This is a genomic window from Gardnerella sp. c17Ua_118, assembly GCF_055804255.1.
The window spans coordinates 249,613-266,690 of the sequence record NZ_JANUYT010000001.1; the positions used below are offsets into that span (position 1 = coordinate 249,613).

The 17,078-nt window shown below is 40.4% G+C and carries 13 protein-coding genes, 1 tRNA gene and 1 riboswitch; of the genes, 10 read left to right on the forward strand and 4 right to left on the reverse strand.

The genetic code is table 11. The features are described 5' to 3' along the window. Positions 1-61: 61 nt before the first annotated feature. Entirely contained in the window at positions 62-853 is a 792-nt protein-coding gene (locus NYP69_RS01090; protein ID WP_473412852.1) for an ABC transporter permease, read from the reverse strand. 384 nt (positions 854-1,237) lie between these two features. On the opposite strand from NYP69_RS01090, the gene NYP69_RS01095 reads away from it, so the two are divergent. The 3 genes from NYP69_RS01095 to mfd all read left to right on the forward strand — a co-directional run bounded on the left by NYP69_RS01095 (position 1,238) and on the right by mfd (position 6,639). Next, the gene (locus tag NYP69_RS01095) at positions 1,238-2,278 is read left to right on the forward strand and encodes an ABC transporter substrate-binding protein (protein WP_421782305.1); all 1,041 of its coding nucleotides are present in this window, start codon (positions 1,238-1,240) and stop codon (positions 2,276-2,278) included. A gap of 127 nt (positions 2,279-2,405) precedes the next feature. Continuing rightward, positions 2,406-3,005 carry an aminoacyl-tRNA hydrolase gene (gene pth, locus NYP69_RS01100; RefSeq protein WP_473412853.1) on the forward strand — a complete coding sequence of 200 codons (600 nt, stop codon included), beginning with the start codon at positions 2,406-2,408 and terminating at the stop codon, positions 3,003-3,005. Further along, complete coding sequence (gene mfd / locus NYP69_RS01105) at positions 2,995-6,639, forward strand: transcription-repair coupling factor (protein ID WP_473412854.1); 3,645 nt, start codon at positions 2,995-2,997, stop codon at positions 6,637-6,639. The genes pth and mfd overlap by 11 nt, the downstream gene beginning before the upstream one ends. Positions 6,640-6,718: 79 nt before the next feature. Here the strand turns inward: mfd and NYP69_RS01110 are convergent, their stop codons facing one another. The 3 genes from NYP69_RS01110 to NYP69_RS01120 are packed head-to-tail and all read right to left on the reverse strand — an operon-like array spanning position 6,719 to position 9,428. Then, positions 6,719-7,534, reverse strand: a complete 816-nt coding sequence (locus tag NYP69_RS01110; protein WP_473412855.1) for an ABC transporter ATP-binding protein — start codon at positions 7,532-7,534, stop codon at positions 6,719-6,721. A 43-nt stretch (positions 7,535-7,577) separates the two neighbouring features. After that, positions 7,578-8,609 carry an ABC transporter substrate-binding protein gene (locus NYP69_RS01115; RefSeq protein WP_032812797.1) on the reverse strand — a complete coding sequence of 344 codons (1,032 nt, stop codon included), beginning with the start codon at positions 8,607-8,609 and terminating at the stop codon, positions 7,578-7,580. Positions 8,610-8,639: 30 nt separating this feature from the next. After that, positions 8,640-9,428 (reverse strand): ABC transporter permease, encoded by a 789-nt coding sequence (locus NYP69_RS01120; protein ID WP_473410481.1) that lies wholly within the window; start codon positions 9,426-9,428, stop codon positions 8,640-8,642. A gap of 10 nt (positions 9,429-9,438) precedes the next feature. Next, a riboswitch (TPP riboswitch) is annotated at positions 9,439-9,545 on the reverse strand. A 147-nt stretch (positions 9,546-9,692) separates the two neighbouring features. Between NYP69_RS01120 and eno the strand changes: the two genes are divergently transcribed. The 7 genes from eno to NYP69_RS01155 all read left to right on the forward strand — a co-directional run bounded on the left by eno (position 9,693) and on the right by NYP69_RS01155 (position 17,074). Next, a complete protein-coding gene (eno, locus tag NYP69_RS01125) occupies positions 9,693-10,988 on the forward strand; it encodes a phosphopyruvate hydratase (protein ID WP_004111823.1) in 1,296 nt (431 codons plus the stop codon). Positions 10,989-11,198: 210 nt separating this feature from the next. Then, on the forward strand, positions 11,199-12,113 hold the full coding sequence (locus NYP69_RS01130; protein WP_032815159.1) for an L-lactate dehydrogenase: 915 nt from the start codon (positions 11,199-11,201) through the stop codon (positions 12,111-12,113). Between the two features lie 146 nt (positions 12,114-12,259). Further along, a complete protein-coding gene (locus NYP69_RS01135; protein ID WP_473412856.1) occupies positions 12,260-12,901 on the forward strand; it encodes an FtsB family cell division protein in 642 nt (213 codons plus the stop codon). 74 nt (positions 12,902-12,975) lie between these two features. After that, positions 12,976-14,607 carry a DUF501 domain-containing protein gene (locus NYP69_RS01140; RefSeq protein WP_162862676.1) on the forward strand — a complete coding sequence of 544 codons (1,632 nt, stop codon included), beginning with the start codon at positions 12,976-12,978 and terminating at the stop codon, positions 14,605-14,607. A 41-nt stretch (positions 14,608-14,648) separates the two neighbouring features. Further along, a tRNA-Leu gene (locus tag NYP69_RS01145) sits at positions 14,649-14,732 on the forward strand. A gap of 230 nt (positions 14,733-14,962) precedes the next feature. Next, the gene (locus tag NYP69_RS01150) at positions 14,963-16,132 is read left to right on the forward strand and encodes a branched-chain amino acid aminotransferase (RefSeq protein WP_016784924.1); all 1,170 of its coding nucleotides are present in this window, start codon (positions 14,963-14,965) and stop codon (positions 16,130-16,132) included. Positions 16,133-16,318: 186 nt separating this feature from the next. Next, entirely contained in the window at positions 16,319-17,074 is a 756-nt protein-coding gene (locus NYP69_RS01155; RefSeq protein ID WP_119529303.1) for a trimeric intracellular cation channel family protein, read from the forward strand. Positions 17,075-17,078: the final 4 nt, after the last annotated feature.

A 17,078-nucleotide genomic window follows, 5' to 3' on the forward strand; every position in this document is an offset into this window, starting at 1 on the left:
TAATGCCGAGCATAGTTTAGATTATGTTCGGCATTATTTTATGTGTTGGCTTTATGCGTTTTTACATTTGATTATCTGGGTCTTCGTCGTCTTCTACAGGACCTAGCAATAATCGTTCGCTTATATTAACTACGCCCATCAATATTGCTGTAAACGCAATAATTACGAATGTTGCAGAAAAAATAAGCGGAGTGCGGAAAGAATTATATGCAGCTTGCAGCCAAATACCTAATCCTTGACGAGCGCCAAGATATTCTGCAGTAGTAGCTGCGCCAAAAACGTAGGCTGTGCTAATGCGAATTCCACCAAAAATTTGTCGAGCTGCAATCCTTAATTTTACGTGCCAAAGCGTCCAAACTCGTCCCGCTCCGCATGTGAGAGCTACATCGCTATAAAAACTTGGAACTGCATCAAGACCTCTAATTGTTTGAACAGCAATAGGGAACATGCTAAAAATAGCTACGATAACAATTTTTCCAGACATTTCGAAACCGAACCATATAAGAAATATCGGGGCAATCGAAATAAGTGGTAACGTTTGTGCAGCACAAAGAAGTGGGAACAAAGCTGCGTGAACCAGCTTGCATACGTGAAAAAGTACGCCCAGTAAAATGCCGCACACAATGGCAAGACTAAAACCAATAACTGTTTCTTCAATAGTTGCAAGGGTTGCAGGCCATAATTGTGGCCACACTTCACAAGTTGCTTTAGCAATATCTGTAGGAGTTGGAATAGAATTTTCTGGAATTTTATAGAATTCGCAAGAAAGTTGCCAAAAAATTAGTAGTGTAATAGTAGAAATTATTGTTGGCAGATAATTGTGCAGTAGTGTTTTCCAGCGCGCGCGCGTCATGGAATATCGTTCCTTTCAGTACACAAGCCATAATGCTTGTTGTAGCTGCTTGACTGCTGCCCCAATCAAACAACGTAAAATTTTACAAACTTTCTTGTATGAAAATATCACATAGCTAGTATGTAGTTCGCAAGCGTGTATTTTATGCGTATTTGTCTTTCGATTAGTGCATAATTTAGTCGTTTCGTGAGTCAATGCGTGGCAAACCAAAAGTTCTAATTTTGGGGGCATTGAACGGCGCGGGCTAGGCCCTTGATACCGTTTTCTGCCAAGTTCGTGTCACATTCCCAGAAAGCGGTTATTTATAAGAAAGCTAGGGAATTCATGATATGCGAATTATGGCGTAATGTGCGAGCTTTTTGTTTGAAATCTAATAAAAATATTATGCGTGCAATAGCAGTTTTTATAAGCTCATGCTGTATTCTGTCTTTGTGCGCGTGCGGATCAAACAATAGTAAGCAGAATAGTAAATCTGGTCTTCAAAACGTTTCGTTTATGCTTTCGTGGATACCTGATACTAATCATATTGGCATATACGTGGCAAAGAATATGGGATGGTTTAAGCAAGCTGGTTTACACGTGAATATTTTGGCTGTGTCTCAAACTGGTGCCGAGCATGCTGTTGACTCGGGTGCTGCGGATTTTGCTTTAAGTAATATTACTAGTCTTGCAGATTTCAGTACAAAAGGCACTAAATTGAAGGAAGTTTTGCAAGTTCAGCAAAAGCCTAGCGCAATTTGGTGCTCTCTTTATAAAAATACTAAAATTCATTCTCCTAAAGACTTTGATGGTAAAACTTTTGCAACCTTTGGATCTGCAGAAGGTGATGCTGTGATTCGTAGAATGATTCAGCACGATGGTGGCAAAGGTAAGTTCGATAAGGTTACTGTTGGTACTTCTACGTTCCGTACGCTTGAATCTGGAAAAGCTGATTTTGGTGGTTTTTATGGTACTTGGGAAGGTGTGCAGGCGGAAATGTATGGTCCAAAGTTGCGTTGCTTTAAGACAGCAGATTATGGAGTTCCTGGTCAGCCAGATACGATTGGTGTTATTACTAACGCAAACACAGTTAAGCGCAATCCGAAGCTTGTTCGCGCTTTTGTTAAAGCCGTTAAGCGCGGTTATGAATACGCTTACAATCATCCAGACGAAGCTGCGAACATTTTAGTAAAAGAAGCTCCTGAAGCTAATCTTGATGTGAAATTCGTTAAGCGAAGCATGAAGATGATTGTTGACGGGCAATATTGGGGTAATCGTGCAGACATAAAAAGCGGCAAGTTTGTGTTCGGCACAAATGATGTTAAGGGTGCTCAAGAATACTTCGACTTCCTAAGTAAGGAAGGTGCGTATACGGATTCTAAAGGCAAAGTAACATATAAAACTCCTCAAGCAAAAGAATTAACTACGGACGAATTTTTGAAGTAGTTTACGCAATGACTTGAGTCTTGCTAAAATAAAGTACAGTATATGATGGCGTATCGGGTAGTTGTATAATCCAACTTCAATCGGTACGCCCGTTTTGTTGTTGAGTTTATAAGATTGGGCGTGAATTATGGCTTCGGATTTTTGGCTTATTGCTGGCCTTGGCAATCCTGGATCTAAGTACGAAGGTACTCGTCATAATATGGGATTTATGGTTGCGGATTTGCTTGCTGAGCGGTGGTCAATATCTTTTTTTGACCATAAAGGCTTGTCTAAACTTGGCAAGGGAGTTATGAATTTAGACGGTAAGCTTGCAAAGTTCTTCCTTGCTAAGCCGCTTACTTTTATGAACGATTCTGGAGCTGCAATATCTTCTATAAGTTCTTATTATCAAATTGAGACGGATCATATTGTGATTGTTCACGACGATATGGATTTGGATTTTGGGCGCATTAAAGTAAAAGCTGGAGGTTCTGCTGGAGGTCATAACGGTATTCGTTCTATTGATCGCAGTCTTGGAACTCCGCAATATGCGCGCGTAAGAATGGGTGTTGGGCATGCTCAGCGTGGTGCTCATGCTCACGATAATACTGTTAATTGGGTTTTGGGCGGATTTGCTGGTGCGCAAAAATCTGAACTTCCTAATTTTTTGGCAGATGGCGCAGATGCTGTAGAAAGTGTGATTTTCCGCGGGCTTGCAGCCACTCAGGAGCATTTTAATGGCAGATAAGTATGATTCTTTTGCTAACAAAATGCTAGATTCTAAAGATTTTAATATTTCTGATGCTTCTTTTGAAAGCATACTTAAAGATATTTGTAAGAAAAATGATTCGTTTAAGTCTTTAGCTTTGCTTGAAGAAGATTTTTCTAATCCTCTTAATGTGTATTGTCCAAGTGGAGCTAGATCTGCTGTAGCTGCTGCAATGGCTACTAAAAAGCCTGTTGTTTTAGTAGTTCCATCTGGTAGAGATGCTTTAGAATCACTTGAATCAATACGCGATTTTTATAATGGGAACCCTAAAGATATTGCTAATCTTGAAGCTTGGGAAACTCTTCCGCACGAGCGTCTTTCTCCTAGAGCAGATACTGTAGCAAGCAGAATGGCTGTTTTTAGGCGATTAAAGCATCCGCAAAGTGGGGAAGATAGCAAAAGCGGCAAAAGCAGCAAAAGCGGCAAAAGTGCCATGTTTAGCCCAATTCGCGTTCTTGTTATGCCAGTTCGATCCCTTATTCAGCCAGTTGTTAAGGGTCTTTGCAATGTAGAGCCGCTTGTTTTTGAATGTGGCAATGAGATTTCTATTGAGCTTGCTACAAAACGACTTGTTGAAAACTCGTATAATCGCGTGGAACTTGTTATGAATCGCGCTGAATTTGCTGTTCGAGGCGGAATTATAGACGTTTTTCCTCCAACAATGGATCATCCTGTGCGTATTGAGTTTTTTGGAGATGAGATTGACGCAATCAAACAATTCCATGCATCTGATCAGCGCACTTATGGGAAGAATATTAATAGTGTTTGGGCTACACCTTGCCGAGAGTTGCAACTTACAAAAGATATTCAAAAACGAGCGAAGTCTTTGATTGGTAAAATTCCAAATGCTCAAGATATGCTTGAATCAATCGCAAATGCAATACCTGTAGAGGGTATGGAGTCTTTGATTCCAGCATTAGTTGACAACATGGAACCAGTGGAAAATTTGCTTGATAAAAACGCAATAATTTTGGTTTCCGACTTAGAAAAATGCAAGCGCGCAGCTAACGATTTAGTTAAAACAGCAAACGAGTTTTTGGCTGCAAGTTGGCATGTTGCTGCGTCTGGTAAGGGTGCTGGCGCTCCAATAACATTCGATAAAGCGAGTTTTCTTGATTTTGGCAGCGTTTTAGAAAATCTTGAAAACAACAATCATCAAGTAATTAACTTAAACAGTTTTGCAATGGATTCAACGAGTAAATCGCAAGCAACCGTTGATTCTAAAGAAGAAAACGAAAATAAAGTCGTAAAAAATAACTATTTAGACTTGTGCATTAAATCTCCTCAAGAATTTAGAGGAGATAGTGAGAAGATTTCTAACGGAATATCTGGTCTTATTTCTAACGGATACAAGGTTTATATTAGCGCTGCTTCAAGTGGAATTTTATCAAGACTTGCGCGAGCTGTACGCGCAAGTGGCGTATTTGATTTTTCGGCAGTTCAATCGAAAATAGTTGACGGTTTTATAGATACGCAAAGTAAAATTGCAATTCTTAGCGAAAGAGATTTAACAGGAAAGTCTTCTTCTGCAAGTGGTTTTAAGTCGCCAAAGCGTAGAAAAAAAGAAATCGACCTTCTAGACCTTAAGCCAGGAGATTTTGTTGTTCACGAACAGCACGGAATTGGCAAATTTATAGGCATGAGGCAGAGGAATGTAAAAACTTCAAACGGAGAAGCTACGCGCGAATATTTGGAAATTGAGTATGCTCCAAGTAAACGCAATGCTCCTGCAGATAAGCTTTTTATTCCAACAGATCAGCTTGATTTGGTTAGCAAATATATTGGTGCAGAGATTCCAAAGCTAAATAAGCTTGGAGGTGCAGACTGGGCTGCTACAAAAGAAAAAGCGAGAAAAGCTGTTCAAGAAGTTGCGCAAGACTTGATTAAACTTTATTCTGCACGAGCATCTAGCAGCGGATTTGCTTTTAGCGCAGACACTCCTTGGCAAAAAGAACTTGAGGATGATTTTCCATACCAAGAAACTCCAGATCAGCTTACGACTATTGACGAAGTTAAGCAAGATATGCAAAAGCCAATTCCAATGGATAGGCTGATTTGTGGAGACGTTGGTTTTGGTAAAACCGAGATTGCTGTGCGCGCTGCTTTTAAGGCAGTTCAAGACGGAAAGCAAGTGGTTGTTCTAGCGCCAACAACTCTTTTAGTTCAACAACATTACGAGACTTTTACTAATCGTTTTTCTGGATTCCCCGTAACTGTTGCTGCAATGAGTAGATTCCAAAGCGAAAAAGAGGTTAACAATACTATTCAAGGCCTTGAATCAGGCGAAGTTGATGTTGTTATTGGCACGCATAAGCTTTTGAATCCAAACATAAAATTCAAGGATTTAGGTTTGGTGATTATAGACGAAGAGCAGCGTTTTGGCGTTGAGCACAAGGAGACTTTGAAAGCTTTGCGCACAAACGTAGACGTTCTTAGTCTTTCTGCAACGCCAATTCCTCGAACACTTGAAATGGCTGTTACGGGTATTCGCGAAATGTCTACTCTTGCTACGCCTCCAGAAGACCGTTTGCCAGTCTTGACTTATGTTGGAGCTTACGAAGACGCGCAAGTGGCAGCTTGCGTTAAGCGAGAGTTGCTTAGAGGTGGCCAAGTATTTTATGTGCACAATCGAGTAGAAGATATTAGTAAGGTCGCGACTAATATTCAAAAACTTGTTCCAGATGCTAGAGTTGCGATTGCGCACGGAAAAATGGGTGAGAAGCAGCTTGACACTATTATTCGTGATTTTTGGCATAGAGATATTGACGTTCTTGTTTGCACTACGATTATTGAAACGGGATTAGATATTTCTAACGCTAATACGCTTATTGTGGATCATGCAGACAGATTCGGCTTAAGCCAGCTTCACCAATTGCGCGGGCGCGTTGGCAGAGGTCGTGAGAGAGCGTACGCATACTTTTTGTACGATCCTACTAAGCCTATGACTCAACAAGCGCATGATCGCCTTGCAACAATTGCTCAATATACTGCTCTTGGATCTGGATTCGATGTTGCTATGAAGGATTTGGAGCTTAGAGGCACTGGAAACTTGCTTGGCAATGCGCAAAGTGGCCACATTGAAGGCGTTGGATTTGATTTATACGTGCGAATGGTTTGTGAAGCTGTTGAAAAATACAAAGAGCCAGAGCATAAAGAAACTGTTTCCACGTCTATTGATTTGCCTGTTGAAGCTTCGATTCCAGTTGATTATATTGATTCCGACAAGCTTCGTTTGGAAGCGTACCGTAAGCTTGCTTCTGCTAACAATAATAAGGATTTGCAAGAGTTGCGAGATGAGTTGCTTGATCGTTTTGGTGAGCCGCCTGAAGCGTTTAGCATATTGTGCGATGTTGCTCGCTTGCGTTTTAAGGCTCGTGATCTTGGTATTACGCAAATTAGCTCTCAAGGTAAATCGGTTCGTGTTATTGGTTTAGATCCAAAAGAATCGTTGTGGATGCGTTTGCAAAGGATTTACCGCGGAGTTAAGTATCGTCCGCTTACTCATACGCTTATTATTCAATCGCCTTTTGAATCTTCACTTGGAACTAGCGCAATGAGTGAGCGCGAAATACTTGATTGGGTGCGTCAACTTCTTGAAGATTTAGCTTGGTAAAGTAAATTATTGCGTTGTTTATAAATAAAGGCGGCCGCTATTTTTGCAGTCGCCTTTATTCACATTATTTTCGAGTTACTTATTGCAAAGCTTCTCTAAGCTCATCTTCTATTTCACTATGATTTACAGGGCGATTTTGAGCGTCAAGATGCTCGCGATCAATGTTCCATTGCTTATAAATCTTGCCATCTTTTATCATAAGAATGCGGTTAGAAAGTCTTACAGCTTCCGCAATATCATGCGTAACCATAAGTGTAGTCCAGCCATATTTAGCTTGAAGATTATTAAGCAAATCTTGCATATCGAAACGCGTAAGAGCATCCAAAGCTCCAAAAGGCTCGTCAAGCAACAATAATTCAGGACTTCTAACTAAAGCTCTTGCTAAAGATACGCGTTGCTGTTGGCCTCCAGAAAGCTCAGAAGGCCACTTATTATCGTAACCAACAAGGCGCATTTGGCAAAGCGCTAATTGCGCAATATTCTTAAGATCTTGCTTGCTTCCTTCCATGCCAAAAACAACATTTTTGTTTACAGAAAGCCACGGTATTAGGCGTGCATCTTGAAAACCAATAGCCTGACGGCTTGTTGCGTGAATGCTGCCTTCGCTAGGAGTAAGAAGTCCTGAAATTATTTTCAAAAGCGTAGTTTTTCCGCATCCCGATCTACCAATAAGTGAAACAAATTCGCCCTTTTTAATTCTCATCGTAATGTTTTTCAATACAAAAGAAGAATTATTTGCAAAATTGTTTTCTGTATTTTTATCTTTTGCACTTGCGAAAGAAATGCCCAGATTCTCTATACTAACGCAGTAATCGCTATCGTTAATATTTGATTTGCAAGTAGATTCTTTGGAAACTTCTACATTGCTACGCTTATGAAAAATGCTATTAAACATAGTCGTATTCTAAAGTCGTACTCTAATTACAATTAGTAATCGTTTACTTGCTGCAGTCGATTACAGCTTTAGAGAAATCAGGAACTTCTTTAATGAATCCGTATTTAACATATTCCTTAGCTTGTTGTTTAAGCATTTTCATAGTTTCTGCATTCATTGGTCGAATTTGCGGAATGTCAAACTTAGCTAATTCTTTCATTGTTTCATCGGATGCACCAAACTTCTTATACATATCAAGAATAATCGAATGCTTCTTCTTAACTCTTTTACCTTCTTCTACTAAAGCACGATACATTTTCTTTAATAGCTGTGGGTGCTTTTTAGCAAATTCAGCAGATGCAACTTGGATTCCGAAGTTAATATTTCCATAATCTTTTGCAGTGACTAGAAGTTTTGATCCTGGAGTTGCAAGAGCTGCAGCAAAGTTCTGATCGAAGGTTGCTAATGCATCAACTTGACCAGTTGTGAATGCTGCATGGAAGTTCTTTGGACTCATCTCTACTTCTTGAACTTTAGATGGGTCAAGTCCTGCTTTTTCAAAAGCTTTGTGAATTATATAATCTCCACTTCCACCTTTAGCAATAATTCCAATCTTCTTTCCGTATAAGTCTTTAAGCGATTTGATTCCGCTATTTGGTGCTGCTACGATTCCTTGAGCGTTTCCATTGTAATAGTTAATAGCATAAGCAACCCATGGCTGGCCTTTGGAGATAAAATGAATAAAATGGCCAGATCCTGTGGTTGTTACGTCTGCGTTTCCAGAAGTTACTGCAGTGTTTGCTTCTGGAGGAACATATGGCCCGCTAAATGTAACCTTTGCCTTACCAAAGATCTTATCTGCCATCTTTGTGTTATTTGAAAGAGTTGTTAAATAATTTGCAGAAGTCAAATATGCTACTCTTAAAGTTCCAGTATCTTCTTTTACTTGCTTAGTAGTATTTGTGGAAGATTTTGCGGATGATGCTTGTGTTTTGCTGTTCGAGCTTCCGCATGATGCTAGGGTGATTGCTGTGCAAAGCGCGCAGAAAGCTGCTAATGCTCGCTTGCTTGTTGTAGATAATGCGAATTTAGCCATTTTATTCTCCTAATTATTTTGCTAATATTCTTAGTTTTGTTTGAGTTTAACGATGGATGAACGTCGCTCAGGCATGCAAATTTTTTCTAAAAGTGTTGCAATTCCTTCAGAAAGTAGACCTGCAATCGCGTATAAAACTATGCATAGCAGCATTTGATCTGGTCTGTAAAATTCTTGTGATCTTGCAAGAACATATCCAATTCCTTTTGAAGCGTTGACTGTTTCACACGTTACCAATGCCACCCAAGACACTGATATTGCAAAGCGCAAAGCAGTCATAAAGTTAGGTAGCGCTCCTCGAAGAAGAATTGTGAAAAATACTGTTTTGCTATTTACTTTGTATGCGCGAGCTAATTCCAAGAGTTTGGGATCAATATTACGAACTCCATCCCTCATATTTACGTAGAACGTTCCAAATACGCCTATAGCAATAAGAGCTATTTTCATAGTCTCACCAATGCCTAATAAAATAATAAGCAAAGGTGCTAGTGCAGTAAAAGGAACAGACCGTAGCATGTGGCCAGGCTTGTTAATAATAATGTCGCCCAGCTTTGTGCTACCCGAAATAACTCCTGCTGGAACTGCAATTATCATTCCTAAACATAATCCTGCAATAACTCTTGCAAAACTAATTCCCAACGAAGGCCAAATTAAACCTTCTGAGTTTAATTCTTGAAAAGCGTTAATTACTTCTGCAGGTGATGGAATGTGCCTAGTCTCTTTAGGCCCAAGTGTAGCTAAAAACCATCCAATAAGTATGACAAGTGTAGAAAGCCATGGCACACATAAACGTAGTGAAGAAGATGCATTTTTTAGCATGCTCTTACAATGGCTAACCATTCGACATTCCCTTCGATAGTACTAGCTATATCAGGTTCGACGGGTATAATCTCAGCAATTACAATCAAGCAAATAATTGCACCCCGTGCCAGTTTGTTATTATTGTACAAAGGTGTGGACAAATTAACAAAAGCTTAGATTATATAGGCTTGTATGCTTAACGACTTACGTTATTAAATAACGTCCATAAAACGCATTAATCTTAAATATGTTACACAACCAACAGATAAATAAGGAGTAGTTGTGGCAGCTATTGAAAGCGTATATGCACGCGAAATTTTGGATTCTCGTGGAAATCCTACTGTTCAGGTTTATTTGGAGACCGAAGATGGCGCTCAAGGAATTGGTTTAGTTCCTTCTGGTGCTTCAACTGGTGAGGCAGAAGCTTGGGAGCGTCGCGATGGCGATAAGTCTCGCTACCAAGGCAAGGGTACTTTGGAAGCAGTTAAGGCTGTTAACGAAGTAATCGCTCCAAAGGTTATTGGCATGGATGCCTCTGATCAGCGCGCTCTTGATGAAACAATGATCGAGCTTGATGGCACTCCAAACAAGGGCAAGCTTGGAGCAAACGCTATTCTTGGCGTTTCTCTTGCTGCTCTTTATGCTGCTGCTGAGTCTGCTGAGCTTCCTTTGTATCGCTACATTGGCGGTACAAATGGCCACATTCTTCCAGTTCCAAACATGAACATTATGAACGGTGGTGCTCACGCTGATTTTGCAACCGATATTCAGGAATACATGATTTCTCCATACGGTTTTGCTACTTATAGCGACGCTTTGCGCGCTGGCGTTGAGGTTTATCACACCTTAAAGAACGTTTTGAAGAAGGAAGGCTTGGCAACTGGTCTTGGCGACGAAGGTGGCTTCGCTCCAAAGATGAAGTCCAACGAAGATTCTTTGAAGTACATTATGGATGCAATCGAAGCTGCTGGTTACGAGCCAGGCAAGCAGATTGGTATTTCCCTCGACGTTGCTTCTTCTGAGTTCTACAACAAGGAAACTGGCAAGTATCGTTTCGACGGCGAAGAGCGTGAATCTGCTTACATGCTTGATTACTACGAGAAGCTCATTAACGAGTATCCAATCGTTTCTATCGAAGATCCATTCCAGGAAGAAGGCTGGGATGATTGGGCAGCAATCACCAAGCGTCTTGGCGATCGTTTGCAGTTCGTTGGTGACGACTTGCTCGTTACTAATCCAAAGCGTTTGGCTAAGGGCATTGAGCTTGGAGCAGCTAACTCCTTGCTCGTAAAGTTGAATCAGATTGGTTCCGTTACTGAGACTCTCGACGCTATTGAGCTTGCAACCAAGAATGGCTTCACTTCTATGGTTTCCCACCGTTCTGGCGAAACCCCAGATACCACCATTTCTGATCTTGCTGTTGCTAAGAACACTGGCCAAATCAAGACTGGTGCTCCTGCTCGTGGCGAGCGTATTGCTAAGTACAACCGCTTGCTTGAGATTGAGGAAGAGCTTGGTTCTACCGCTCAGTATGCTGGTTACAGCGCATTCAAGGCTTGCAAGAAGTATATGAAGTAATATGCTAGAGCTTTTATAAGTTCTACGTAAGTCTTGTTTAAGATCTAGACTGTAGCATAATTCGGCCAGTCGCATTCATGCGATTGGCCGTTTTTCGTATATTTTAGCGATTTTTTGAAAAAATATATAAATTTTTCTAAAATTACTTTCATTCTCATCAAAATAGTGCTATTTTTTATGGAAAACTAAAAACGGAAGGAGATGTTTCATATGAGAAAAGTCGCAGTTATAGGCATGGGAAACGTTGGTGCAGCAGTAGCGCATCAACTTGTTGTTGGCGGTCACGCTGATGATTTGTACCTTTATGATACAAACGAGGCAAAGGTGAATGCCGACGCATTGGATTTTGAAGATTCAATGGATAATGTGCCTTTTAACGTTAATATTACTGTTAATGATTATGAAGCATTAAAAGACGTAGAAGTAATCGTAAGCGCCTTGGGTCACATAAAGCTTTTGGACGTTCCTCATCCAGATCGTTTTGCAGAGCTTAAATATAATCGTAAGGAAGTTGCAGAAGTTGGTGCAAAGATTAAGGCTTCTGGATTCCACGGTGTTTTAATCGACATAACTAATCCTTGCGACGCTATTTGCCAGCTTTACAAGGAAGCTACTGGTCTTCCTTACGAAAAGATTATTGGAACTGGCACTTTGCTTGATTCTGCGCGCTTGCATCGTGCAGTAGGCAAGTTCTTTGGCGTGCATCCAAAGGCTGTTAAGGGATATAGCTTAGGAGAGCATGGTGATTCGCAATTTGTTGCGTGGTCCACAGTTAAAGTCTTTGAGCAGCCTATAACAGAGCTTATTAAAGAAAAGAACATGGATTTAGACGCTATTGATGAGGAAACTCGCGAAGGCGGATTTACAGTGTTCTACGGAAAGAAATACACAAACTACGGTATTGCTGCTGCTGCAGTTCGTTTAGTGGATGCAGTTCTTTCGGATTCTAAAGAGCAAATGCCTGTTTCTAACTATCGCGAAGAATACCATTCTTATCTTTCTTATCCAGCAATTGTTGGTAGAGAAGGAATTGTTAAGCAATGCCAGCTTGATTTGACTCAAGAAGAGTTGCAAAAATTGCAACATTCTGCAGATATGATTTTGAGCAAAGCTCAAATGGAGTAATCTAAAGTCAAAACTATAAAGACTAAAGCTAAATAATAAGCTTAATATAAAGCTAAGAGTTGATTGCGGTCAGTGGCCTTGTGCTGTTGGCCGCAATCTTATAAGCGCGTGTGCGTCACGTCGAATATTCAAAGTAATTTAGAAGTATGATTTTAAGAAATCGCCGCATGATTGCAAATACAGTTGACGAATCAAATCAGCCTCAAAAAAAGAAGCTGTTTTCTGGTTCAATCGTATTTGTTTCCATGATAGTTGTTGTATTTCTTTGCTGTATTGGTCTTATATCAACAATTCGTAACTATGCTTTAAGTTTGGCAGAATTGCACGCTTTGCAAAGGGATGAGTCTGCTTTGAAAGATAAAAAGCAAGCTCTTAATAACGATGTAGAGCGTTGGAAAGACAAGGCGTATGTTGCAGCTCAAGCAAGGGAAAGATTGGGGTTTATATTTCCAGGGGAGCAGGCTGTTAGAGTAGAGCATCCAGAGGCGATTACGGGTTCTGTTCCAGAATCGTTTAATAAGGATGATTCTTTGTACGAAGATAGAAAAGCGTTGCCGTGGTATAGTGACTTGTTTTACGCGCTTCACAAGGCAGATAAGCCAGACGATATGAGCTTTAAAGCTAAAGAAAATGATGAAAGTAGCAAGTCTTCTAAGATTAATACCACTAAGCAAAGTGGCAAACAAAATAATCACTCCAATAGCACAAGCAAGTCTAATAAATCTAAAAGTAATAATGAAAAGTCAACAAACAAAAAACATAGTAATAATGGTAATAAAAGTAGATAAAATTAAAACTAGATAGAATTTAACAATAAGAGTTATATACGATTTTAAGATGCGCAATGCATATGGAGTGTAACATGGGCCTAAACGCAAAGTTATTAGTGAGTTCGCTACTAGAGAATCCTGCAAATAAAGCAGACAAAAACATTGTAAAGCGTCAATTAGGAAGATTTCCAAGGGGCATGGTTGCTGTTGGCGCTAGATGTGTTTGCGGTAGGCCACTTGCTGTTATTACGCGTCCATGCTTAGAAGACGGAACGCCTTTTCCTACAACATGCTATTTAACAAGTCCAGAGGCTGTTAAAGCTGCTTCGCACCTAGAAGCACAAGGCTTTATGAAGGAATGCAATGATTTGTTAAACACTAACGAAGAAGTTGCTAAAAAATACGAATATGCGCATAAAGCGTATTTAGAGTTTCGCAAAGAGTTAGCTAATAGATTAAACGATAGCGAAGAGCATATTAAAAACATGAGTGCAGGCGGAATGCCAGTTCGTGTTAAATGCTTGCATGCTTTGCTAGCTCAAAGTCTTGTTATGGGCAGAGGCGTTAATCCTATTGGAGATATTGTTTTAGACAAAATCGCAAGTGAGTTTAGTCCAAAAGTTTGCAAATGCACTACTCCTTGGGAAGATAATGACTATGCTCAAAATGAAGATGAAGAATCGCTCAATCTTGGTTGTAAAAAAGTTAATCGAGAAGGCGTATCTAACAAGTCTGTTTGTGTTGCTGCAATCGATTGTGGAACTAATTCGATTCGTCTAAAAATTGCTAGAGTTGATGAAAATGGCATGAAAGATGTTGTTCCTAGAATGCTTAGGGTTGTACGCTTGGGGCAGGGAATTGACGAAACGCATATGTTTGCGCCCGATGCATTAGAGCGTGTAAAAGAAGCTGCTAAAGAGTTTGCTAAGGTTCTTAGCGAGCATAAGGTGGATGCTATTCGTTTTGTTGCAACTTCTGCAACAAGGGATGCTCTAAACAGAGATGTGTTTGAACAAATGATGTTTGAAGAACTTGGAGTGCATCCAGAGGTGATTAGTGGAACTGAAGAGGCTGCTTTGAGTTTTTTGGGAGCAACAAGTGTTGTTTCTAGAAAAGACTTGCAAGCGCCTTATCTTGTTATTGATTTAGGCGGAGGCTCCACAGAGCTTGTTTTAGGCGGAGATGGTGTAAATATTGCTGAAGATAAGGTTGATTCGGCATATTCTATGAACATTGGTTCTGTGCGCATGACTGAGCGTCATTTGCATACGGATCCGCCTACCGAAGAAGAGATATCTTGTGCAATTAAAGATATTGACAAGAATATAGATGAAGCGTTAAAGCATGTTGATGCTGGTAAAGCGCGCACGATTATTGGTGTTTCTGGTACTGTTACAACTATGGCGGCTCTTGCGATTGGCTTAAAGCATTATGACCATAAGGCTGTTGATGGAGTAAAAATCGCGTTAGATCAGGCATATACGGTTAACGATAGGTTCTTGCATATGTCTAGGGAGAGGCGCCGCACGTATGCAACGATTCATCCTGGAAGAGTTGATGTTGTTGGCGGAGGTGCAGTTGTGCTAAGTCGCGTTCTTGAGCGTCTTGCTAAAGAGGCTTATCAAGACCATGGTGGCGTCTTGGAAACTTTTGTTGCAAGTGAGCACGGCTTGCTGGATGGAATCACTCTAGATTTGGGTCGTAGAACACTCGCCACACGCTGAGTTGTTTTTAATTGTTTTATATGGCATAATTAATGACTGTTGCCTCCGTGGCGGAATTGGCATACGCATCAGACTTAAAATCTGACGCCCTTACGGGCTTGTGGGTTCGAGTCCCACCAGAGGCACAAATCTTACGCTGCGAATTTATTTTTTTCGTATATTATGTTAATTCTTTGTTGCAAATCGTAAATCTTTAGCCTAAATGCTTGTTTTTCTATAAAAAATATTTGTATACGGGCTTGCGTTAATTGAGAATCGTACTAATCTATACCATTAATTGCATTAAAAGCAATTGCAATGCATTAATTATAAAGCAATCACAAATACAGTAATTGCAAATAGGAAAAGAGACATAATGGCCGATTTAGAAGTCGCTCCAGAGTTTAAGGATGCCTACGGTTCTTACGATCATAGCGATCCTGCTCTGTTAAACAAATTAGCTGGCAACTTTACCGTTTTGCCTAACGACAACCCAGTTTCTAGCGCTAAGCGCAACGAACTTATTGATAAGCCAGCATTTGGTCAGATTTTCTCCGACAATATGGTTCATATGTCTTGGACCAAGGGAGAAGGCTGGTCCGATAGGCGTGTTGAGCCTTATGGTCCGTTAAAGATGGATCCAGGCGCATCTGTTCTTCATTACGCGCAAGAATGCTTTGAAGGATTGAAGGCTTATAAGCGTTCCGATGGTTCTGTTTGGCTTTTCCGCCCAGATATTAATGCTGCGCGATTCCAAAATTCTGCTAAGCGTTTGTATTTGCCAGATCTTTCTATTGACGATTTTATTGGGTCGGTTGCAGCTTTAGTTAAGCGAGATAAAGATTGGGTTCCAAGCAGGCGCGAATACACGCTTTATATGCGACCATTTATGTTTGCTTCCGAGCCTTTCCTTGGTGTTCGCGAAGCTCACGAGGTTGAGTATTGCGTAATTGCTTCTCCTTCTGGCCCATACTTTAAGGGTGGCTTAAAGCCTGTTAGCATTTGGGTAGAAGATCAATGGTTCCGTACTGGTCCTGGTGGAACTGGTTTTGCTAAGTGTGGCGGAAATTATGCTGCTTCTTTGCTTGGTGAATATAAGGGCATTGAGCACGGATGTGAGCAGGTTTGCTTTGTGGATGCTGCAACTAAGACTTATTTGGAAGAGCTTGGCGGCATGAACATGTTTGCGCTCCACAAGGATGGCCATTTGGAAACTCCATCTTTGACTGGCAGCATTCTTCCAGGTGTTACTCGCCGTTCTATTATTCAACTTGCAAAAGAGAAGGGTCATGATGTTGTTGAAACAATGATTCCTCTTAAAGGCTTGCTTGACGACATTCGTTCTGGAGAAGTTACGGAAGTTCTTGCTTGTGGAACTGCTGCAATCATTACTCCAATCGGCAGATTTAAGTCGGATGAATTCGATCTTAAGGTTGCAGATGGTGGCGTTGGAGCCCTTACGCAAGAGCTTCGCGATGAGCTTCTTGGAATTCAGCTTGGAGATGTTGAAGACACTCACAACTGGATGTGGAAGGTGTGCGACTAGTTAAGAATTAAAATCGTTCAAAAATAGTCGTAAAAAACGTTAGTATATTTTATTTAGCGCGTCATTTTATGTTTATAACATTTTATGTTTATAACAAGTGGCGCGCTAATTGTATGCTTGGTTAGATATAGGTTAATTGTTGCTTAGATTTTGTTTTGAGTGTTTAGCGCATGGAAAGGAAGTATTGTGGAAGGGGCATTAGGGGACAACGTTTTCTTCCTTGTTGTTGAATACATAGCTGCGGGTTGTTGTGGAATGGTTGGCGGAATGTGGGCTATTCGCAAGAACTACGATATTTTTGCAATAATTACAACGTCTTGGCTTACAGCATTGGGTGGTGGAATTGTTAGAGACGTTTTGCTTGGCGCTTTGCCTCCTGTAGGAATTGCGGATAGGGGATTTGTTTTTACGGGTCTAGCTTCTGGTGTTATTGTTGCTTTTGCTCATCTAGAAATTGATGAGTGGAAGTGGCTTATGTTAACTCTGGACGCTTTAGCATTGGGTCTTTTTGCTGTAAATGGCACTGCTAAAGGGCTGGATTTTCACATGTCTGGAATGGCGTCTGTGTTTTTGGGCATGGCAACGGCGCTTGGTGGTGGATTAATTCGAGATATGGTTTTGAATCAAGTTCCTGTAATTGTTCGAGATAAGCATTGGTATGCACTTCCTGCTGCAGTTGGGTGTGTTTTGACGGTATTTGTTGTAAAAGCACAACGAGCAGGGTGTTTTGACGTTATTACAGAGATGATTTTAGATACTCTTATTGTTGTGCTGGTAGTTGCTATGCGATTAATGTCTGTAAAGTTTGATTTAACGCTTTTTGGCGCAATGAATCGCAAATCGCCAATAAAAATAAATAAATATCGCAGACATAATGCATATAGTCGTAAAATTTCCGATAAAGCCATAAAAAATACAGAAAAAAATAATCAAAATAACTAGAAAA